At 54.6% G+C, this 20,814-nt stretch carries 18 protein-coding genes; 17 read left to right on the top strand and 1 reads right to left on the bottom strand.

Features of this window, described 5'->3' with window-relative positions; genetic code table 11:
* Window positions 1–38: 38 nt before the first annotated feature.
* The 7 genes from ACZ1HV_RS05375 (at window position 39) to ACZ1HV_RS05345 (ending at window position 6,672) form a co-directional block, all read left to right on the top strand.
* Window positions 39–1,019 carry a sugar ABC transporter substrate-binding protein gene (locus tag ACZ1HV_RS05375; protein WP_298814841.1) on the top strand — a complete coding sequence of 327 codons (981 nt, stop codon included), beginning with the start codon at window positions 39–41 and terminating at the stop codon, window positions 1,017–1,019.
* 51 nt (window positions 1,020–1,070) lie between these two features.
* A complete protein-coding gene (locus ACZ1HV_RS05370) occupies window positions 1,071–2,042 on the top strand; it encodes an ABC transporter permease (protein ID WP_298982454.1) in 972 nt (323 codons plus the stop codon).
* Between the two features lie 8 nt (window positions 2,043–2,050).
* Window positions 2,051–2,833 carry an ATP-binding cassette domain-containing protein gene (locus ACZ1HV_RS05365; protein WP_298958032.1) on the top strand — a complete coding sequence of 261 codons (783 nt, stop codon included), beginning with the start codon at window positions 2,051–2,053 and terminating at the stop codon, window positions 2,831–2,833.
* Between the two features lie 3 nt (window positions 2,834–2,836).
* On the top strand, window positions 2,837–3,541 hold the full coding sequence (locus ACZ1HV_RS05360; protein ID WP_472717539.1) for an FGGY family carbohydrate kinase: 705 nt from the start codon (window positions 2,837–2,839) through the stop codon (window positions 3,539–3,541).
* Window positions 3,508–4,455 (top strand): FGGY-family carbohydrate kinase, encoded by a 948-nt coding sequence (locus ACZ1HV_RS05355; protein ID WP_472717538.1) that lies wholly within the window; start codon window positions 3,508–3,510, stop codon window positions 4,453–4,455. Before ACZ1HV_RS05360 ends, ACZ1HV_RS05355 begins: the two co-directional genes overlap by 34 nt.
* An 11-nt stretch (window positions 4,456–4,466) precedes the next feature.
* Window positions 4,467–6,080 carry a fucose isomerase gene (locus ACZ1HV_RS05350; protein WP_472717537.1) on the top strand — a complete coding sequence of 538 codons (1,614 nt, stop codon included), beginning with the start codon at window positions 4,467–4,469 and terminating at the stop codon, window positions 6,078–6,080.
* A gap of 175 nt (window positions 6,081–6,255) precedes the next feature.
* Entirely contained in the window at window positions 6,256–6,672 is a 417-nt protein-coding gene (locus tag ACZ1HV_RS05345; RefSeq protein ID WP_298958027.1) for a universal stress protein, read from the top strand.
* Window positions 6,673–6,790: 118 nt separating this feature from the next.
* On the opposite strand, the gene ACZ1HV_RS05340 is transcribed toward ACZ1HV_RS05345, so the two are convergent.
* Entirely contained in the window at window positions 6,791–7,759 is a 969-nt protein-coding gene (locus ACZ1HV_RS05340) for an aldo/keto reductase (RefSeq protein WP_472717536.1), read from the bottom strand.
* Between the two features lie 1,315 nt (window positions 7,760–9,074).
* On the opposite strand from ACZ1HV_RS05340, the gene ACZ1HV_RS05335 reads away from it, so the two are divergent.
* The 10 genes from ACZ1HV_RS05335 (at window position 9,075) to ACZ1HV_RS05290 (ending at window position 20,626) form a co-directional block, all read left to right on the top strand.
* Entirely contained in the window at window positions 9,075–10,052 is a 978-nt protein-coding gene (locus tag ACZ1HV_RS05335) for a LacI family DNA-binding transcriptional regulator (protein WP_472717535.1), read from the top strand.
* Complete coding sequence (locus tag ACZ1HV_RS05330; RefSeq protein WP_298814816.1) at window positions 10,049–11,068, top strand: extracellular solute-binding protein; 1,020 nt, start codon at window positions 10,049–10,051, stop codon at window positions 11,066–11,068. Before ACZ1HV_RS05335 ends, ACZ1HV_RS05330 begins: the two co-directional genes overlap by 4 nt.
* Window positions 11,069–11,128: 60 nt before the next feature.
* On the top strand, window positions 11,129–11,953 hold the full coding sequence (locus tag ACZ1HV_RS05325) for an ABC transporter permease (RefSeq protein WP_472717534.1): 825 nt from the start codon (window positions 11,129–11,131) through the stop codon (window positions 11,951–11,953).
* Window positions 11,954–11,956: 3 nt separating this feature from the next.
* Entirely contained in the window at window positions 11,957–12,733 is a 777-nt protein-coding gene (locus ACZ1HV_RS05320) for an ABC transporter permease (protein WP_472717533.1), read from the top strand.
* Window positions 12,726–13,739, top strand: coding sequence for an ABC transporter ATP-binding protein (locus ACZ1HV_RS05315; RefSeq protein ID WP_472717532.1), 1,014 nt, complete (start codon window positions 12,726–12,728; stop codon window positions 13,737–13,739). Before ACZ1HV_RS05320 ends, ACZ1HV_RS05315 begins: the two co-directional genes overlap by 8 nt.
* On the top strand, window positions 13,736–14,320 hold the full coding sequence (locus tag ACZ1HV_RS05310) for a nucleoside hydrolase (protein ID WP_472717531.1): 585 nt from the start codon (window positions 13,736–13,738) through the stop codon (window positions 14,318–14,320). The genes ACZ1HV_RS05315 and ACZ1HV_RS05310 overlap by 4 nt, the downstream gene beginning before the upstream one ends.
* Window positions 14,263–14,643 carry a hypothetical protein gene (locus tag ACZ1HV_RS05305; protein ID WP_472718402.1) on the top strand — a complete coding sequence of 127 codons (381 nt, stop codon included), beginning with the start codon at window positions 14,263–14,265 and terminating at the stop codon, window positions 14,641–14,643. Before ACZ1HV_RS05310 ends, ACZ1HV_RS05305 begins: the two co-directional genes overlap by 58 nt.
* On the top strand, window positions 14,630–16,414 hold the full coding sequence (locus ACZ1HV_RS05300) for an adenine deaminase (protein WP_472717530.1): 1,785 nt from the start codon (window positions 14,630–14,632) through the stop codon (window positions 16,412–16,414). Before ACZ1HV_RS05305 ends, ACZ1HV_RS05300 begins: the two co-directional genes overlap by 14 nt.
* Before the next feature lie 470 nt (window positions 16,415–16,884).
* Window positions 16,885–17,814, top strand: a complete 930-nt coding sequence (locus ACZ1HV_RS05295; RefSeq protein ID WP_472717529.1) for an SIR2 family protein — start codon at window positions 16,885–16,887, stop codon at window positions 17,812–17,814.
* Window positions 17,804–20,626 (top strand): hypothetical protein, encoded by a 2,823-nt coding sequence (locus tag ACZ1HV_RS05290; protein WP_472717528.1) that lies wholly within the window; start codon window positions 17,804–17,806, stop codon window positions 20,624–20,626. Before ACZ1HV_RS05295 ends, ACZ1HV_RS05290 begins: the two co-directional genes overlap by 11 nt.
* The last annotated feature ends 188 nt before the right edge of the window (window positions 20,627–20,814 follow it).

Below are 20,814 nucleotides of genomic sequence, written 5' to 3'. Positions count from 1 at the left end.
AATGCCTTGTTCGTGTCGTCAGATCACGGGAGGATCAAATGAAACTCATGAAATCAGTTCTGGCGGCTGCCGCTGTCACTTTGGGCCTTGGTGCCGCTTCGCCTGCATTGTCCAATGAAGAGGGGCCGATCCTGGTCGTAAGCGGGCCGTTGTCCTGGCCGTTTTTCGCCGCGGTGAAGAAGGGCTTCGACGATGCTGCGGAAATTTTCGATGTCGACTACCAGTATATCGCGGTCACGGACACCTCGAATATGACGAGCGATTACCCGCGGCTTTTGCAGCAAGCGATCAGCCGTGAGCCCAGAATGCTTCTCGTTGGTGAATTCTTTCCAGACGGCATGGACCCGTTGATCAAGGAGGCGACGGCTGCCGGTATTCCTGTCCTCATTCACAATTCCGGCCAGACCCTTTGGGAGGGCAACGGATCAATCGGATTTGTCGGCGAAGACCCTTATCAGATGGGGTACAAAGCGGGGCAGATCCAGGCGGACGCCGGTGTGACCACAGGTCTTTGCTTTAACCAGGTGCCCGGCAATCCGACTGTTGAAGAACGGTGCAATGGCTATGTCGCTGCCATGAAGGAAGCCGGAAAAGAAACGATCTATCAGACCATCGGTACGGGGGATGCGACAAACCCACAGGCGATGACGCAGGCAATCAAGGGCAGCCTGCAGGCCAATCCCCAGATCGACGGGATCTATACATTGAATGCGGTTCCCGCAATGTCCGCATTGCGCGCGGTGGATGAGGTCGGACGTAAAGGCGATATCATGGTCGGAACGGCAGACTTGTCGAATGAAGCCCTCCTTGCGATCAAGAATGGTGACCTTGCATTTGCCATGGATCAGCAGCCTTATCTGCAAGGGTTCATGTCTATTCAGATCGCTCACCAATACCTGAATTACGGTCTGCATCCGATTGGGCATGTCAAAACCGGACCATTGGTGATCGACAGTTCCAATGTCGAAGAAACACTGAAGGTCAACAAGGAACACGCAGGAGTTCGCGGCGCCTCCTAGGAGCCGCAAGGCCCGGTCCGTGTATCCAACCTAGCTTGCCTGGAGAATGACGTGCTCAGGAATTTCATGAAGCGGCCCGAAGCGGGCGCTTTCGCGGCTTTTGTCATCACTTACCTTTTCTTTGCCTTGGCCACACAGGGAACCGGATTTATCTCAGTGAACGGGACTGCCGGATGGCTCAATCTGGCCGCTGAACTGGGAATTGTCGCGATTCCGGTAGGTCTTTTGATGATTTCAGGTGAGTTCGACCTTTCGATTGGTTCGACAGTTGGGGCTTCGTCCATGATCCTGGCGCTTGGAACCAACCAATACGGATTGCCGATCTGGCCTATGGTTTTTCTGGCACTGGCCGCAGGCGCCACGATTGGTCTGGCGAACGGACTTGCTGTCGTAAAGACCAAACTGCCCTCTTTCATAGTCACCCTGGCAACCAACTTCATCGTGATCGGCGCAACCATGGGCATTTCGCGTCTGGTTGCCAATGTCACATCAAGTTCGATTGTTGCCTCCGACAGTGCAAAATTCGTGTTCGCGGCGCGCTGGGGCCAGGCCAATATTTCCATCCTCTGGTGGTTGCTCGTTGCATTCATCGGTTATCGGATTTTGAGCCGCAGCATCTTCGGTAACTGGATTTATGCAACCGGTGGCAATCTGGATGCTGCCCGAGGGGCAGGCGTGCCGGTGCAGCAGGTCAAGATCAGCCTGTTCATAGCGACCGGACTCGCCGCCGCCCTTGTCGGCATCCTCCAGGGCGTCCAATGGAATTCAGGCAACGCGACCTACGGTATGGGCTTTGTGTTCCAGGCTCCGATTGTCGTTGTCATTGGCGGCGTTCTGCTAACCGGCGGGTATGGCAGTGTCACCGGTATTGTACTCGGCACGGCGCTGTTCGGTGTCATATCAAGCGGAATTTTCTATACCGGCTGGAACACGGACTGGATCCAGTTGTTCCTTGGGCTTTTGCTTGCGGCAGCCGTTCTTGCCAACAACTACGTTCGCCGGTTGGCTCTCTCAAGCAAATAGGATCCGTCATGTCTCAGCCCCTTATGGAATTGCGCGACGTCGACAAGTTTTTCGGGTCCACCAAAGCGCTCAAACACGTGTCCATGCAGGTCGAACCAGGCAAGATCCTTTGCCTGCTCGGCGACAATGGAGCCGGCAAGTCAACCCTGATCAAGGTCCTTTCCGGGTATCACCAGCCAACATCAGGAACGGTGTTTTTCGAGGGCAGGCCAACCAGATTTGCAACGCCACGCGAAGCACGTCAGCGCGGTATTGCAACAGTTCATCAGGACATTGGCTCTATCCCGTTGATGAGCGTTGGCCGCAATTTCTTTCTGGGCGCTGAACCTGCCAAGGGCCGTTGGCCGTTTCGAAGCATCGACACACGTCTCGCCAACGAGGTCGCTGTGGAACAGATGCAGAAATTCGGGCTTACCCGGGTGACCAGCGGAGATCAGCTTGTTGGAACGATGTCCGGCGGTGAACGCCAGGTTCTGGCAATAGGACGGGCAATGTATTTCGGTGCCAAGATGCTGATCCTCGACGAACCGACATCCGCCCTGGGCGTCAAGGAAGCGTCGATGGTTCTCAAAATGATGAGAATCGCCCGGCAGAACGGTGCGGGCATTGTCTTCATAACGCATAATGCACGCCACGCCATGAGCGTTGGCGACACATTTGTAGTCCTGATTCAGGGAGAGGTCGCAGCGTCATTCAAGCGGGGCGAGAAGTCTCGTGAGGAAGTTCTCAATCTCATGGCCGGAGGCGAAGACATGAGCGAGCTTGAAGATGACCTTGAACAGATTGATTGACCGATGAGCCTGTTTCTAGCGGTGGATGTTGGAACCGGCAGTGTGCGTGCAGGTGTTTTCAGCCAGGACGGGCAGCTGCTGGCGCAGGCCAGTCAAGAAATCAGAACCTGGCACCCAAGGCCCCATTTTGCACAACAGTCCAGTGCTGACATATGGGGTGCGGTGTGCGCTTCCGTGCAGTCCGCAATGAGCCAGGCCTCCGTCGCACCGGAGGACGTCGCAGGACTGGGGTTCGACGCGACCTGTTCCCTTGTTGTGGCCGACGGACAGGGCGAACCACTCAGCATTTCGCCCGATGGTGAAAGAGAGCAGGACATTGTTTTGTGGGCGGATCACCGGGCGATCGCAGAAGCTTCCCGGATCGATGAAACCGGTCACCAGAGACTGAGTATTTCAGGTGGCAAGATATCTCCTGAAATGCAATTGCCGAAGCTGCTCTGGATAAAGGAGAATCTTCCTTCCATCTGGGAGGCGGCCGGGCACTTCTTTGACCTTCCGGACTGGCTGACATGGCGGGCCACGGGAAACCTGACGCGATCCTTGTGCAGCTCGGTATGCAAATGGACCTATCAGGGCGAAGCCGGCACGACCGGTGAAGGCTGGGATGCCGAATTCTTTGCACTTGCAGGACTTAAAGACCTCGCAGACGAGGGGTTCGGGCGCATTGGAACTAAATGTTTGAGCCCCGCAGCCCCCTTGGCCAGTTGAGCGAAAAGGCGGCGCAAGAGCTCGGGTTGACGTCGTCGACCCTTGTTGCAGCAAGTATGATTGACGCCCATGCAGGTGCCATGGGAACGCTCGGAGTTACGGCTGAAGCTGTCGGTCCGGATCGTATGGCTTTAATAGCCGGCACCTCCGCGTGTCATATCACTGTTGCACAGCAGGCGGCCTTCGTGCCGGGTGTCTGGGGACCCTATTATGGTGCTGTATTGCCTGACCTTTGGGCAAATGAAGCCGGTCAATCCATGGCCGGCGCAGCAATCGACACGGTTCTGCAGAGACACAGCGCTTTTGAAGACGCAAAAGCGATGGCCACAGAGCAAGGCAAGAACGTCTATGACTTCCTGGATGATTTCCTGTCCGGTCTTTCGGCCAATGAGCCTCCATCATTTCTGTCTGTCGACCGTCACATTATTCCGGATTTCAACGGGAACAGGGCGCCACTCGCCGACCCACGACGATTGGGTGTGACCTGGGGACAGACCGCGGTTTCCGACATTGAGGATCTCGCGCGCGATTATCTCGCCTGTATCCAGTCACTGGCCTATGGGACAAGGCATATTCTCGACCAGTTGGCCGAGAACGGCGTTCGACCGGATGCGATTGTTGTCAGCGGCGGCCTTGGACGCAACTGTCTCTATTGCCAAACTCATGCAGACGTCACCGGATTGCCGGTGCTTTTGCCTGATCAGGAAGAGCCTGTTCTGCTTGGAACCGCAATGTTAGCGGCTGTGGGGTCCGGTAAATTTGAAAGCCTGCGCAGCGCTATGGACGCAATGAGCGGACCTGCAAAAGTTCTGCGGTCGGACACCAGGACAAGGGCCTTCCACGACAGGAAGTACCGTGTCTTCCGCGCCATGCACGACGACTTTGAAACCTACCGAAAAATCATGTCCGACTAAGGCCCGATAACATGTCCGAGAACTCTGTTTATCTGTTTGCCAGCGGTGACAGCCGGGAAAGTGCGAACCGAACCTGCTGGCCGGCCCAGGAAGTCATGGAAAGGGCGTTTGCCCGAGAATGCAGGGCATTCGGATTTGATGTCAATCGTGCGCACCCGGTCGATCCGGACAAAGGACATGGATTCCTGTCCTCGCAGCGCGACGGCATGGATGCTGTTGCGTCTGTTCCGAGCGATGCAAAGATCGTGGTCGCGGAGGCCGTCTGGCAGTATTCGCACCACATACTTCCCGGCCTTACCAGTCACAAGGGCCCCATTCTCACACTGGCAAACTGGTCCGGGCAATGGCCCGGTCTTGTGGGGATGCTCAATCTCAATGGCTCCCTCTCAAAGGCAGGGGTCTCCTATTCGACCCTTTGGAGCGCTGATTTTGATGACGGGTTTTTTCGCGATCATCTAAAGGCATGGCTGTCCACCGGCAAAATCAGCCACGATGATAGCCACGTCGCGGACTATGACCCTGATTTGACCCCGGATCCCGACAAGGTAACCGCTGGCCGAATTGCAGCGGATCTACGGAAGAACAAATCCATCATGGGTGTCTTCGATGAAGGCTGCATGGGCATGTATAACGCGATCATTCCTGATGAATTGCTGATGCCTCTGGGAGTGTTCAAGGAACGCCTTTCGCAATCGGCCCTCTACCACGAAACGCTTCAGATATCCGAAGGCGAGGCCCGGGCCGTTTACGACTGGATGCGGGCGAGGGGTATGACTTTCCATCTCGGCCGCGACGAGGCGACGGAACTGACTGAAGACCAGGTCCTGATGCAATGCCGGATGTATGTCGCAGCCGTGCGGATGGCGGATGCATTTGATTGCGAAACTATCGGAATACAATACCAACAGGGCCTCAAGGATCTGCTGCCGGCCTCCGATCTGGTGGAAGGAATGCTGAACAACGCCGACCGTCCGGACGTCGTACGTGCGAATGGCAGCGTGATCAGGCCCGGCCAGCCGGTTATCCATTTCAATGAAGTGGATGAATGTGCCGGTTTGGATGCTTTGCTGATTAACAGAACACATTCGGCACTTGGCGAACCCCTGGAAACAACACTCCACGATATCCGATGGGGTGATCTGGATGCTAGCGGAACGACGGACCAATTTGTCTGGGTTTTTGAAATCTCCGGTGCTGCTCCACCAGCTCACCATCTCGGTGGCTGGACGGGCAGCGAAAGTCTGCGCCAGCCGGCAATGTATTTTCCCTCAGGCGGTGGCACACTCAGCGGTGTCGCCAAACCGGGTGAGATAATCTGGTCGCGCATTTATGTGCAGGAAAGTGCGTTGCATATGGACATCGGTCGTGGACGATGCATTGAGCTTCCTGAAAGTGAGACGGAGCGGCGGCGGCGTAGCACAACGCCGGAATGGCCGATCATGCACGGGGTTCTTGATGGCGTCAGTCGCGACCAGCTTATGGGACGCCACAAAGCCAACCACATCCAGGTCGTCTACGCGAATTCTGCATCCGGCGCAGATCGAGCTCTTTGGACGCGCGCGCATCTGGGGCACGAGTTGAACATCAAGGTCAATATCATTGGAGACGTTGCCGGATCAGGGTGAGCCCCACCCGCATGGTTCGGGGTGTGCCGATCCTGTCATCCAAAGATACCCCTCAGGCCCTCTGTGGCCTTGGGGCACCTGATGGGGGATGACCGCTTCCAGCCCTTGTCTTAGATCAAGGCAGGCAAGCCGCATATCCGTCAACCTAGGGTCTTGCAATTAAGGGAGGCCAGTCATGGCTCAATCCATCTTAATTCCCGTTGATCTTGCCCATAAAGACGCTTTGTCAAAAGCTGTTTCCGTGGCAGGAGAACTGGCGAAACTCGGTGTTGGCACTAAACTCACTCTGATCGGCGTTACAAGTTCTGCGGTGACTGAAGCTGCACACAATCCCGCCGAGTTTGAAAAGAACCTGGATGCCTATGCGCGCGACGTTGCGCAAGAAATCGGACATCCAGTTGAGACCCGTTCGATGATCGACAACGACGTCGCTGTTGACCTTGGCAATGTGCTTATCAAGGCTGCAGAAGACATGGGCGTCGATCTGATCGTGATGGCGTCTCATATCCCCGGCTTCCTGGATCACATCTTTTCCTCCAACGCAGGGTACGTCGCCAGCCACGCAAAGTGCTCGGTTTACGTGGTGCGCTAGAAAAGGCCTGAATTGGTGCAACAGAAGTTCAGGCTGACCTCAAGCTTGGCTGCCGATTTGTGCCGAGCGCATTAAAGACGCCGAGACGTAGTGCTTTGGACAGAAGACTTGGGAGTTCTCACGTGGTCTCCGAACGATCGGTCGCTGGAGACGGCGTGCGGGAAAGAGCCGCGATTTCTTTGCGCACTTCTGGTGTCATCTCGATGTGAATGGACCGCAGCGCAGGGTCAAGCTGACGTGTGTTTCGAGCACCGATGATCGGGCAGGTTATGCCTTCGTGTGCACCGGCCCAGGCAACAGCAAGACTGACCGGGTCATACCCACCTTCACGTGCAAAAGCTGTGAACGCTTCGGCTACATCGTAGACCCAGTCATCACCATATCGGGACGCGTACATGTCATTGTCCTTCAGGCGTCCGGCACTCTTTGACGACGCACCGGAATACTTGCCTGTCAGGAGACCACCGCCAAGCGGGCTATAGGAGATGACGGCCATCTCCTCTGATTGTGCCAAGGGTAGAATTTCGACCTCGGCCTGCCGTTTCACAAGATTATACATCGGTTGAATGACCTCAAAACGAGACCATCCTTTGTTTGCGCTCAAGCCGAGCGCCTTGGCGATTTGCCAGGCTGCATAATTGCTGACGCCGAGGTAAAGCACTTTGCCCGATCGTACGAGGTCCTCGAGCCCGCGCAGGGTTTCTTCAAGCGCCGTATCTTCGTCCCATCGATGAACGAAATAGACATCCAGACGGTCGGTGTTCAATCGCTTCAAGCTCGCTTCAACGGCTTTTGTCACGTGTCTGCGATTGGTGCCTCCGTCATTGACACCTTCTCCCATTTTTCCGAACACCTTCGAGGTGATCACAAGATCGTCGCGCTCATGAGAGATCAACTTGCCAAGAATTTCCTCGGCAAGGCCATTGCTGTAGACATCCGCACAATCGAAAAAATTGATGCCCGCGTCGCGAGTCGCCTTGTAAAGCTCCGCAGAAGTAGCTTCGTCCGCATCGCCGCCGAATGACATGGTTCCAAAGCAGAGTTGCGAGACTTTGACGCCTGTGCGGCCGAGTGTTTTGTACTGCATCTTTTAACATCCTCGAATCCAGGATCCGCATTTGCTCATGACTGGAAAACATCACACAGCATCGCCGGATGGCATCGGTGTTTGAGTGAAAAACAAGAAAATTGGGCACACCGCGATTGTGCTGGGCGTGCTTGTGAAGGGGGCGCAAGAATAGCGTTCCGTATCGGATTTATCAAATCAGGAAAGCCGATGTCAGGCCATTAGCCAAGTTTCGCTGATGTGCAAAAGCACCCAGGGCTGTCTCTCTATCGATGGGAGAATGATGACGTCTTGCAGGCCGCCATATTTTGAGCAACTGCAAGTTCAGCACGTTTTCAAAAAGGGGTAGGAGGGGACAAGTCCAGACGGCATTGACGCGGGGGTTTTGCGCTCTCTTTGCAGCGCCGGCTGGTGTCGTTTCGAAAATGGTGTTCTTGTTAGAGCAAGGTGGCCGACTTCGGCCACCTTGAAAGAACGCACATGGACTATTGCGCCGTTGGAGCGGATGACTGGGTGGTGTCCGTATCGCCGACGGCCGGCGCGCCGTCGCTTGGGGCAGAGCTCTGGGGAGCAACACTCTCATTCCCTTGTGAAGCCCCATCGGGTTGATTGGAATTTTCGCCATTGCAAGCGGCTAGTCCAAGTAGTGACGCAGCAACAACAACCATGAACGCGCTTTTCATCTGGAATATCTTTCCTTAAGTCTGCGCTTACAAGTATTTATCCCTGTAAGCGCGTTCGTTGAGAGTTCCCGCCCCGTCTTTGTTATTATGGTTGGGAGTCTAGGATTTGAATTCGTCGATAAGTTGAAAATTTAGAGCTAAAATTGTGGAATTAATTTAGATCTATTTTCAGCTTGCTTTGTGTCTGCTTGTCTTGTGTCAAATAAGCCAGGCGTTGAGCGCTTTGCCCTAAGGTCCTGTTTTGAGGGCTGTTTGGACGGTGATGGAATCTGTCGTCTTTGTCCTGCCCGGTGTGTTTGATAGTTGCCGGGTCGGGCACAAAGTGTCCATTCTTTGGCACGAAACGGAATTCAGCCGATCATCGATTCCGGCTCGGCCGGCTGTCGTTTGGGTCTTGCGGCTGCCGGGGTGACCAACAGATAATTTTCCCGCCAGGCGATTACCGGCTGACAGTGTGATTGATGTTCGTCGGTGTAACGCTCTGGCCCGCAGGTGTTGCCGCTAGAGCTTTTGGACCGGTCGCAGCACGTGCTCAAATCCTGGAAAGACTCCTCGACCGCTTTTTTCTCAATCCAGAATTTTGATTAATCGATTAACTTAAGCGTTGACTTGAGGTCAGCTAACTTGCTTAATCGTTAAAGCAAGGGGGCATGATGGTCAGCATCAAGCAAATTGCCAATGACATGGGCGTGTCGACCGCAACGATTTCGAACGCGTTGACCGGCAAGGGACGGGTTTCGCAGGAATTGACTGCGCGTATCCGGACAAGAGCGGACGAACTTGGATATCGTCCCAGCACGGCGGCCCGCGCCCTCAAGACCGGGCAGACCGGCATTCTCGGTCTTGTCATGCCCGACCTGACCAACCCGCTTTTTCCACGCATCGCCCAGACGCTCTCGATGGAAGCAGACAAACGGAAGCTTGGTATTCTGATTGCGGATTCACGGGGCAGCGCGGACGAGCAGACCGAAGCATTGCGGAGACTGATGGATCGGGGCGTGGATGGCCTTATCGTTGTACCGCAAAAGGGAACGACGCCCGACCCGGTGCCCGTGCCGATTGCGGTTTTGAACACGGCTTCTGACCCGGGAAATTCAGTCTCTGCGGATCACGCAGGCGGCGGCGCTCTGGTTGCACGGCATATCCTGGATATAGGACATCGCAAGCTCGTGATCCTTGGAGGGGACAAGGTTTCCGAGGTGCAGCGTGATCGCATTGCCGGAATGCGTGGTGCCCTGCCTTTGGACATTGAAGTCGATGTGTTTTGGGGCGAAGCAGGCGTTGAGCTGGCGGCCGCCAAGGTGCAGGCGGGTGCGACAGCGATCATGACCACGTCAGACCTGATTGCGCTGCAGGTGCGCACCGAATTGATGCGCAGGCAGATTTCCGTCCCGGATCAAGTCAGTCTGACGGGCTTCGACAACATGTCCTTTTCTTCAATCATGCATCCGGCGCTTACGACGGTTGCCCAGAATGTCGACGAAATCGCCAGCCGCGCGATTGACATCATCTCAGCCAAAATCAGCGGCGATACACCGGCTCAAGAAGGGGAAACCGTACCGATGCGATTGGTGGTGCGGCAATCAACATCCATCCCGAGCCAGCTTTTAACAAGGAGACGACCTCAATGACCAAGTACATATCCATCCTTGCGCTGAGTGCAGCTCTCACTGCGACCGGTGCGGCAGCACAAGACAAGCTTACCATCTCGGTCTATTCCTTCGCTCAGGACGCTTACAAGGAAGCGCTGTACGATCCTTTTGAGGAGATCTGCGGATGTGAACTGGTGATTGAAACCGGCAACTCCGTGGAGCGCATGGCCAAGATCGAGGCAAATGCTGCGGATCCAGTGATCGATATGGCGGTGATTTCTTCCCACGACGCGCTAAGCCTCGCGCGTAAGGGTCTTCTTCAGCCAATTGATACTTCAAAGCTTCAAAGCTTCGACAAACTCTACCCGGCGGCCCAGGATCCGATTGGCGACAGCATGGCTGTTGGCTACACTTTCTATGCGAGTTCAATCGTTTATCGTGAAGACCTGGTGAGCATTGAGAGCTGGAACGACCTGCTGGGCGAAAAGCTGGCAGGCAATGTTTCCTTACCGAATATTACCGGCACACAAGGGCCGCTCACCCTGATGATGCTCAACAAGGCCGAAGGAGGCGCTCCGGGTGAATTTGGCGCAACGATTTCGGAAATCGGCAAACACGCCGATGACATCGTGACCTTCTACTCCCGGTCTTCGGAGCTTGCGCAGCTCATGAACCAGGAAGAAGTCATTGCAGCACCTGTCGGCCGCTTCGCCTGGAGCCGCTTCAAGAGTTCTCCGCTTCCGTTTGCATGGGCCGATCCGAAAGAAGGCCAGGCAGGCGGCATGAATGTGATGATCATGACCGCTAACAACGGCAATGAAGAACTGGCCTACAAGCTCATGGACTATTGGCTTTCGACAGAAGTTCAGACCCGGGTTGCCGAAGCGCTGATCGACAGCCCGGCCAATATGGACGTCAAAGTCAGCGATGAAGTGGCGGAAAACCTGACCTACGGGGCCGAGCTCATCAATTCGCTCAACATTCTTGACCCAGCCGTCATCATCGCCAATCGCGATGCATGGGTAAACCAGTGGAACAATGAGGTCATCCGTTAAAGACGACCGGGGGCGGTCAGACCGGCCGCCCTCCCACGCCCATTCGCCCGGAGCTTCCTCATGTTTCTCAACCGCGCAGAAGGACTGGCGCTTGCCCTGCCTGCCGCGCTTTTCACCTTTCTTGTGTTCCTGGTGCCGGTTGGCATCCTGCTCTCGGTTGCCTTTCAGGCCGAGAGCGGGGCCTGGAGCCTGCAGGGCTATGTTGATTTCTTCTCCGAGCCTTTGAACCAAAGCGTCTTTTTCCGCACGCTCAAACTCGGAATTCTGGTCGCCGGGACCTCCGCTGTGATCGGCTATGCAGCAGCGTTCTGCATCGTAAATCTGCCGACAACATCGCGTGGGCGCATATTCGGCCTCGTTGTACTGCCACTGATGATTTCTCCGGTTGCCCGGACTTATGCCTGGATAGTCATTCTGGGCAGGACCGGCATCGTCAACGATGTGATTGTGGGGCTCGGCCTGTCGGAACTGCCCATCCGCCTGCTGTTCACCGAAACGGCTGTCTTCATCGGTCTTTTGCAACTGTTCCTTCCGCTCATGATCATTTCCCTGGTTTCCGCCATGGAGAACATCCCCCGCGATGTTGTTCCGGCAGCCCGTGTGCTGGGCGCCAGCTGGTTCCAGGTGTTTTTCCGGGTGATCCTGCCGCTGACCAAGGAGGGCCTGGTGATCGGCGGTACGCTGGTCTTTACCGGAGCGCTTACGGCCTACATCACGCCGGCCATTCTTGGAGGGTCGAAGGTCCTTATGCTTGAAACATTGCTCTACCAAAAGGTCAATGTTTCAAACGACTTCGTGTCGGCAAGCGTGATCGCCATGATCCTGATCGTCATGTGTTTCTCGGCCAATCTGGTCCTGAAGCGCATTGCCTCGGTGAGGAGGTAGACCGTGTCCCGTTTAACTGTCTGGCTTATTCTGGGCGCAACGCTCACTTTCCTGATCGGCCCGTTCCTGATCGTTATTCTGGCTGGCGCTTCGGCTGGAGAGGCTTTGTCTTTTCCCCCTCAGGGCCTGTCGCTCAAATGGTATGCCAAGGTCTTCACTGTGGAGAGCTTCCGGGCCAGCTTTGCTCTTTCAATGTTCCTTGCGATCTTTGGCACGTTGGCAGCGCTGTTGATCGGCATCCCGGCTGCCTACGCGCTCGACCGCTACGATCTGCCCGGTGCAGAGACCATCCGAACGATTGTTGCCGCACCCATCATCGTGCCCGGCATCATCGTTGGGCTGGCACTTCTGCGATACTTCGTGGTGCCGCTTGATGTCACAATCACCATGGCGCTTTTTGTGACACACACCGCTCTGGTGCTGCCCTATGCGGTGCGTGTTGTGTCTTCGAGCCTGAACAATCTGCGTGCCGATATGGAAGAGGCTGCGGTCATCCTCGGCTGCACCCGGCTGCAGGCCTTCACCAAGGTCGTTCTGCCCAACATCAGGGGCGGTATTCTCGCTGCCTTCATTCTGGGTTTCGTCACCAGCTTCAACGAGGTTCCGGCCTCATTGTTCTTGTCCGGACCTGGCGTGCGCACGCTGCCGATCGACATGCTGTCCTATATGGAAATCACATTCGACCCGTCGGTCGCAGCGCTGTCGGCTCTCCTGGCCTTCATGTCGGTCGCCATTGTTTTTGCCGCCGAACGACTTCTGGGGTTCTCTCGTTATGTCTAACGCATTCGTTTCATTGTCGGATTTGACGCTCTCTTACGGGCAGACGGTCGCTGTGCCGGATCTCAATCTGGATATCCGAAAGGGCGAACTGATCGCGCTGCTGGGCCCGTCGGGCTGCGGCAAGACAACCACCATGCGCGCCATCGCCGGGCTTTTGACACCGACCAGCGGCAAAATCATGATCGACGGTGCGGACGTGACCCGGACACCGGCAAACAAGCGGGGCATCGGTCTTGTATTCCAGTCCTATGCACTCTTTCCCCATCTCAGTGCCTTTGAGAACGTCGCGTTCGGGCTCCGGCTTCGCAAGTTGCCGGATGCTCAGGTGCGGGCCAAGACGGAAGCCGGAATGGCAACTGTCGGCCTTAAGGGCTTCGAGACGCGCAAGCCCGCCGAAATGTCCGGCGGGCAGCAGCAGCGATTGGCGCTCGCCAGGTCTCTTGTGATGGAGCCCAAGGTCCTCCTGCTTGATGAACCGCTGTCCAACCTGGATGCACGGCTTCGGCTGGAGATGCGCAACGAATTGCAGCGGGTGCAAAAGGACACCGGAATTACGATGGTTTTTGTGACGCACGACCAATCCGAGGCCCTGGCCCTGGCTGATCGGGTCGTGTTGATGAAGGATGGCAGGATTGAGCAACTGGGATCGCCGGCAGAGCTTTACGCCGAACCCAGCACAGCGTTTGCCGCAAACTTCATGGGATTTGAGAATATCTTCCGGATGGAGGGAACGGATCTCGTCTCTGACCAAGGCCGACTGCCGCTTGGCTCTGAAGTTACCGCCCCCATGCTCGCCTGGCGCCCAAGCGGTGTCGCGGTCGGGAAGGGGCCACACACCGGCCGGGTGATCGCAAGCAGTTTTGCCGGCGAACACCGGGAATATGTGATCGACAGTCCGCTGGGGCAGATCAAGGCCGATGCCTCGATTGAGCTTCCCGAAGTGCCGCTTGGCGAGCAGGTTGCTTTTGATCTTCCCCAGGCAACCGCACGGCAATTGGCACTGTGACAGCAATTTGGGTCGATACGGATTTCGGGTTTGACGACCTGTGGGCGCTTCTCGTGCTGAGGCACTTTGGGCGGAATGTGGCTGGCGTCTCCCTTGTTGCGGGAAACGCACCGCTTGCTCAGGTCACGGCCAACGCAATGGGCGCCAAGACTGCTTACGGGTTCGACTGGCCGGTATGGCAGGGAGCAGCCAAGCCCCTGAAGCGCCCGTTGGAAACCGCTGAGCGCATTTTGGGCCCAACGGGCATGCGAACCAGAGGAATGGTGCTACCAAAGCCGGATACGAACGCGCCTTCTGAAGGCGCGGTGCAAGCTCTTGGAAACTGGCTTTCAGAGGGCACAGGTGCTGAGCGCGAGGTTTTGGCGCTTGGGCCACTGACCAATATGGCTTTGCTCCTAATGCAGTCGCCAGAATTGGCTGATCGGATAACGCGGCTGATCTGGATGGGGGAAGCGCGGACAGGGGAAACCACACGCCCCTGGCAGAGTACAATGCCTTTGCGGACGCAGACGCATTGGCCTATGTGCTTTCAACCGGCATTCGGATCGACATTGTCGATCTGTCATTTTGCCGAAAAGTGACCTTTGGAGCAAAGGACATGCCCCTGACGGACCAGCTGACCGGTGACCTTCTTGGAGGTTACCTCGATATTGCCTTGGAGCGCGGGCGGTCCACAATGGCGATCTACGATCCTCTCGCAGCGCTGGCTGTGGCGCAGTCGGACTGCATAGGCTTTTCGCCATGTGCCGTTGAGGTGTCGACCAAATCTGACGAGAGCTATGGCGCAACGAACGTCTCGCACGTCGCAGCGTCCAAAGTGAGACTTGCAACAACTGCCGGAGCCGATCTTGCCCGGCTCTGTCTGAGTGCATTGAAACGGGAGGCCATGGATGGCCCAAGATAGCAACATCAACGCGCCGGAACTGCGGGCCCGCGCTGTGAGAGCTGCCCAGGGCCTGGAACCGTTCGATCTCCTCATATCGAACGCGCGCCTGCTGGACATGGTCACGGGCCGGGAACGGGACGCCGATATTGGCATTGTCGGCGGGCTCATCGCCAGCGTTCGAAAAGCAGGCTCAAAGCCCGATGCAATTGCAAGCCTCGATGCCGGAGGCCGCTACGTGGTGCCCGGTTTTATCGACACGCACATGCATGTTGAAAGCTCGATGGTGACACCAGCTGAATATGCTGCGGCCGTGGTTCCGCGCGGCGTGACCACCATTGTCTGGGATCCGCATGAATTCGCCAACGCCTGCGGTCTTGCCGGGGTTGATTATGCGATTGCGGCCGGCAAGGAGGTGCCGCTGCGCTTGCTTACCCTTGCGCCCACATGCGTTCCCTCCGCACCCGGGTTCGAGGCCAGCGGAGGCGACTTTGACCCGGATCTGCTGACAGAGCTTCTGGCAAGACCCGACATCCATGGCGCTGCGGAGTTGATGACCATGCAGCCGCTGTTGAACGGCAGCGACAGGGTTCAGGGCATCGTGAATGCCGGTCTGGCAAGCGGCAAACGTGTGTGCGGACACGCACGCGGTCTGAACGACGGCGCATTGTCGGCCTATGCCGCAGCCGGTGTTGAGACAGACCATGAACTGTCTTCAGCCGAAGATCTGATTGCACGCCTTGAAGCCGGTATGACCGTTGAATTGCGCGGTTCGCACGAACATCTCTTGCCGGAATTTGCCAAGGCCATTCTCGACCTGGGCCATCTTCCGCAAACGCTCACACTCTGCACCGACGACGTCTTCCCGGACGATCTTCAGCGCCAGGGCGGTCTCGACAACGTCATCCGTCTCATGATCCGTTTCGGACTTCCTCCGGAGTGGGCCTACCGCGCGGCAACTCTCAACGCGGCAACGCGCATACGGCGACCCGACCTTGGCCTGATCGCGCCGGGCAAACGTGCCGACATCGTTCTCCTTGACGATCTTGCGCAGGTGAAGCCGAGCCTTGTTGTTGCGGATGGCAAAACTGTCTCTGAAGATGGCAATCTGACAACGCCCTGCCGCAGCACCGAACCGCCGGCTGCGCTGCGCAATTCCGTGTCCGTCGCCGAATTTCAGGCTGATGACTTTGAAATTCAGGCTTCCGGCTCCAGCGCACAGATCGCGGTTCTTTCAAAACCGCGTTTTCCGGTTTGGGGGTCAAGAACGGTCGATGTGGAGGCGGGCAAGCTGATCCTCCCCGACGACATGATCCGCATGGCCGTTGCGAACCGCTACGGGCAAAATGCGCCCGTCCGGGTCGCCTTTCTGGAAAAGTGGGGCAGGTGGCGCGGCGCCTTTGCAACAACCGTCTCCCACGACAGCCACAACCTGACAGTCTTCGGCCGTGATCCTTCAGACATGGCTCTGGCTGCCAACACCGTCCGGTCTTCAAAAGGCGGAATGTGTGTGGTTGCCAATGGCGAAGTCGTTGAAAAAATTGAACTTCCATTGGCGGGCCTGGTGAGCGAAGCCCCGCTCTCGGAGATCGCCGTGCGCTTCGCCGCTCTGCGCAATGCTCTCGATGCCCTGGTCGACTGGGAGCCGCCCTATCTGGTGTTCAAGGCGCTTTTCGGAGCATCTTTGGTCTGCAATGCGGGGCCACGCCTGAGCGATGTCGGCATCGTCGATGTCTTCAAGGGACGCGTTCTCGAGACGCCGGTTTTGTCTTTGGAAAGCACAACTGAATGAGCGGTCGGCCCTTAGACATGACTGCATTGCGGCAACATGAATTTCCTTTGGCTCCTGAGCCTCTTTCTCGAACGTTGCCCGCATCGTCGGAGAATGCGACCCTGAATGGGTGCTCTGCGAAAACGTCGCGGGACATCTGGACCTTCAACCCGGATTTTTCGGACTGAATGATGGACTGGCCAATCGGGTGGAGCGATCCTGTACAGCCGGTAACGGGGTTGTCCCGCTGGTCGCAGCATATGCGTGGCGAACTCTCAAGGCTGCGTTCGTTTAAAGAAAAATGACAGCTTTGGGCAGGAAGCGGTCGTTCGTTGCGGGTTGAACGATGGTCTGCATTGCGAGATAAATTGCCATTAGTGGAGTGGAAAAGTGAAGCAAACCAGTCGTATGAATATGGCACAGGCGGTTACTATGTGCTTCCTTAGTCGCAGGACATACCAGCATGGTCAATAGACTGAGAAAACATAGCAATGCCCAGGGTACCCGACCTGAGAGAAACTGTACAACCACCTGAGGAGGTCATTCAAGCCGGTCTTGACGGCAACCTAGTTTTGTTTGTGGGGGCAGGAGCATCTCGCTTGCTTGGTCTTCCTTCTTGGGCTGGACTCGCAAATTTTGCCTTGCAGGATTTGCGCGAAGCCGGATTGCTGAATTATGCAGAAATCGAGCAGCTCAAGACGTTGGATCCTAAGAAGCAACTTTCTATCGCAACACTCATCGCATCAGAGAATAAGATTGACCTGAACATAGGAAGGCATCTGACTAAAGAAACTCAAGGTGACAACATCTATAGAGCGATAAATGAAATTGGATGCTCTTGCGTCACCACGAACTATGACGAGTTACTATCTCCCCGCATGTTCAAAGCCAAGGACGGCTCCGAAACAGCGAGTGTTACAAGTCGAACTGCCAATAGAGATCAGCTATTTTCAAATTTATTGAATGAGCCTGGAGCCGTCATTCATCTTCACGGCTGCATCAGTCAACCTGAAACGATGATCGTAACGACAAAAGACTACCTTGAGCATTATGATAATCAGAATGTGCAAGAGTTCTTGGGCGAGATGTTTGCCAGAAAAACCGTTGTTTTTCTTGGGTACGGCTTGGAAGAAGCGGAAATTCTTGAGCACATTCTTCGCCGTGGCGGTGCAAAGGAGTCGCAGGAAAAACGCAGATTCACGATACAGGGCTTCTTTAATAGCGAAAAGCCGTTGTATGAAAAACTTTATGATTACTATGAAAAGTCTTTCGGGGTGCACATCCTTGGCTTTATTCGAGATCACGAAAACTATGCCGGTTTGGAACACACGATAAAGTCATGGGTCAATCGGATTGAAGTTCGAGAACCCCCGCTCGCTGAGGACCTCAGATTGATGGATGAGGTCTTAAGTGATGGATAACCTTGACCCTAAAGAACTAGACCTGCTTGAACGCATTGGAAAGAAGCCAGAACTTCAGCCGCTCTTTTTTCGAAGAGTGTCCGGTCTAAAGTGGTTTCGCCCGCTCGATGAGGCCGGCTACTTCGACTTCTCTAAACTTCCCGAGCCAACATCAGCAAAAAAAGAAGGTTATATTACGATCCCTTATTGGCCGATCTTAAGTTATCTTCAAAAATGCGCCGAAGAAATAACCGATGAAACCGATAACTATTTTGGAACGCGAATTTCAGAGATTGTGACGGGCGCAACCGACTTTGCCAAGGCCAAAGATTTCGGCAACTATCATGCTTGGAGAGTATTTGCAGAAATACTGCACCTGCTACCATCGAAATTTCTAAGCAATGATGCAGTAGCAGCAATAGATTATTGGCTGAGTGACAAGTATGAATCTTCCCTTGTTTCAGGCGAAATAGGAAGAAATCTAGTACCGAAGCTACTCGCTGAGGACGCTTCTGAATCACATGATATTGCCCTCCAGATTTGTGGTGTTCTCTTCGATCCAGTTTTCGTTACAGAAAGCCGCGCTGGCAAGGACCACACCGATGTAAAGTTGCGCCTCGACGCGCATGATGCCGAGAAAATTACAGGAAAGGTCGGGATTGCTCTCGGCCGTGTTTTAGGGCAACAAGGCGTTGCTGTTTTCGAAGTGAAGCTTATTGAAACTCTTTGCAAACTAGGAAATGATTCTTGGTCATCGATTTGGCAGCCTGCGATTGAGGACCACGAGCAAAACAAATACAGAGATGATGCGGAGAACATTCTCGTCAGGGGCTATAGAGAAGCAATTAGCGGCTTCATTGAAACAGATCCCCAAGCTGCTGCCGTTTACTTGGATAGCATTCTAGACTCTAAACACGGAACTTTGGTTCGTGTGGCTATCCATGCAATTGGAGAGTATTTTGAATTCTTCACGGATCGATTAGGGAAATTGCGGAGCGAGCACTTCTTCGGTGTGAATTATCACCATGAGATGTGGCATTTTCTGAACCAGCGATACACGTTTCTGGTTGCAACGCAACGACAAAGTTTCTTAGAGATCATTGGCGACCTAAGGGTCTTGGACGATGACGGCAACGTTCGAGAGGGCGCTACAGCATTTCAACGTGCAAGGTGGCTAGCCGCAATTAAAGAGTTCGGAGAAAAGGAACTTAATCTGTATCAGGATGCAGTAACCAAAGCAGGCACAGAGCCGGAGCACCCAGATTTCTTGAGATACACTTCATCTGGTTTTGTTGTTGATGTATCGCCATATGAAATTGATGAGCTTCAATCTTGGAGTGTATCCGAACTCGTCAAGAAGCTTATAGAATTCGTGCCGAGTAAGAGGTGGAACGAACCAGGAATAAGAGGCCTTTCTACCTCTTTGAAAAAGGCGATTAAGGTAAACCCAATAAAATATTCGGACGATCTCAAGGAGTTCTTGGAGCTCGATCTAGCCTACGTTCACAGTGTGATCGAGGCATTCAGGGAGCTATGGAGCGAAAAAGCACAGTTGCCTTGGAGCGAGATTTGGTCGTCCCTGTTCAAGTTTATATTGTCTCTCATCAAAGAAGATGATTTTTGGTCAGATGCAAATGCCAAGAGCCGCGAAGAGTTCACAGCAAATAGTCATTGGGTTGTCGGCTCGCTTGCAACATTAATTGAAGCAGGCTGCAAGTCGGACAAACATACGTTTCCCATGGAGTTCAATGGCCTTGCAGAAGAGATACTGGCCATTCTTCTTGCTAGGGAACCTGGAGAGGAATTTAGTACCGATAGCGACGCAGTTTCAGTTGCCATCAACAGTCCTAGAGGAAAATGTCTAGAGGCTCTAATAAATCTAACACTTCGTGCCTGTAGGCTGGAAAATAATGCGAACGCTGGTTCACACGATCGGACGTGGAATCATTTTCAAGGCTACTATGAAGCCGAGTTGGTTCGCTCGTCGGCCAATGAATACGAGTTTGCAACGCTCGTTACAAACTATCTCCCCAACTTTCTCTATATGTCGCGGGAGTGGGTAATCAAAAACTTGCCGCGGATTTTTGAACAGGACGACTATCTACGCTGGCTTTGCGCCATGCAGGGATACTCATACGTAGGATCCGTGTATCAAGAAATTTATGCGTTCTTGAGAGACCACGGTGATTTGTTGAGAGCCTTAGACGACAGCAATCTTAAGCTGAGAATTGAAGATCGTGTGGTTCAACAAATAGTGGTCGCTTACATCAACGACTTCGAAGCATTGGAAGAAGAAGGCAGTCTTTTGCAACTTCTTATCGACCGCAAGGACTTCGAAGAATTGAAGCAGCTCGTTTGGTTCTTTTGGACACTTCGAAAAGGCGACGACGCAAACCTCAAGCAGAAAGCGTTGGTACTTTGGCCGGTTTTGCTGAACAGCGCAGATACGCGCACGATTGAAGGACGGCAGCTAGTATCGACTCTCGCTCAATGGATAGTGTTCATAGATAAGATTGATGCAATTAGCGACCCTCTTTTGCGCGCAGTCGCTCCGTTTGCTGACGAGAGTTACAACTCTTACCACCTGCTTGAAGGTCTTGCGCGACTCAGCGACGAGCAGCCATTTGAAGTAAATGCCATCTGGCAGGAAATGCTAGCGGAGAACACGCCTGATTACCCTGAGGAGGCAGTACGTCAAATACTGTCAAACTTGGTAGAAAAGGGACGAGAAGGCATAAGGGAGGCGAGACAAACCGTAAGCATGTATCTTTCCAATGGCGTTGAACGTCCTGCGAAGCTCCTTAATGAGCTTTTTGACCTGGTGACTGAATGAGATTGCAAAAGAACCGATCGAACAGGGTGGCTTCGTTTGACTATTGTCAGATCCTCAATTCGCAACGTTTTCCGCACTTGGGCATTGAGAAAGTGACAGTGACAGTCTGTGGTGGCTGACGCTTCTTCAAGTTCGAACCGGCGCGTGGGCGGGTTCCGGTCACTCGTTGCGCTGGAAACCAATGGCGG

Source organism: Roseibium sp. JB4-4 (genome assembly GCF_055693425.1).
The sequence above is the reverse complement of the archived record's forward strand: the minus strand, read 5'-3'. Positions and strand labels throughout refer to the sequence as shown.

Bases quoted from the DNA above. Each gene is read 5' to 3' on its own strand.
- ACZ1HV_RS05375 (WP_298814841.1), top strand. From the start codon at position 39: ATGAAACTCATGAAATCAGTTCTGGCGGCTGCCGCTGTCACTTTGGGC.
- ACZ1HV_RS05365 (WP_298958032.1), top strand. From the start codon at position 2,051: ATGTCTCAGCCCCTTATGGAATTGCGCGACGTCGACAAGTTTTTCGGG.
- ACZ1HV_RS05360 (WP_472717539.1), top strand. From the start codon at position 2,837: ATGAGCCTGTTTCTAGCGGTGGATGTTGGAACCGGCAGTGTGCGTGCA.
- ACZ1HV_RS05355 (WP_472717538.1), top strand. From the start codon at position 3,508: ATGTTTGAGCCCCGCAGCCCCCTTGGCCAGTTGAGCGAAAAGGCGGCG.
- ACZ1HV_RS05350 (WP_472717537.1), top strand. From the start codon at position 4,467: ATGTCCGAGAACTCTGTTTATCTGTTTGCCAGCGGTGACAGCCGGGAA.
- ACZ1HV_RS05345 (WP_298958027.1), top strand. From the start codon at position 6,256: ATGGCTCAATCCATCTTAATTCCCGTTGATCTTGCCCATAAAGACGCT.
- ACZ1HV_RS05340 (WP_472717536.1), bottom strand. From the start codon at position 7,759: ATGCAGTACAAAACACTCGGCCGCACAGGCGTCAAAGTCTCGCAACTC.
- ACZ1HV_RS05335 (WP_472717535.1), top strand. From the start codon at position 9,075: ATGGTCAGCATCAAGCAAATTGCCAATGACATGGGCGTGTCGACCGCA.
- ACZ1HV_RS05330 (WP_298814816.1), top strand. From the start codon at position 10,049: ATGACCAAGTACATATCCATCCTTGCGCTGAGTGCAGCTCTCACTGCG.
- ACZ1HV_RS05325 (WP_472717534.1), top strand. From the start codon at position 11,129: ATGTTTCTCAACCGCGCAGAAGGACTGGCGCTTGCCCTGCCTGCCGCG.
- ACZ1HV_RS05315 (WP_472717532.1), top strand. From the start codon at position 12,726: ATGTCTAACGCATTCGTTTCATTGTCGGATTTGACGCTCTCTTACGGG.
- ACZ1HV_RS05300 (WP_472717530.1), top strand. From the start codon at position 14,630: ATGGCCCAAGATAGCAACATCAACGCGCCGGAACTGCGGGCCCGCGCT.
- ACZ1HV_RS05295 (WP_472717529.1), top strand. From the start codon at position 16,885: ATGCCCAGGGTACCCGACCTGAGAGAAACTGTACAACCACCTGAGGAG.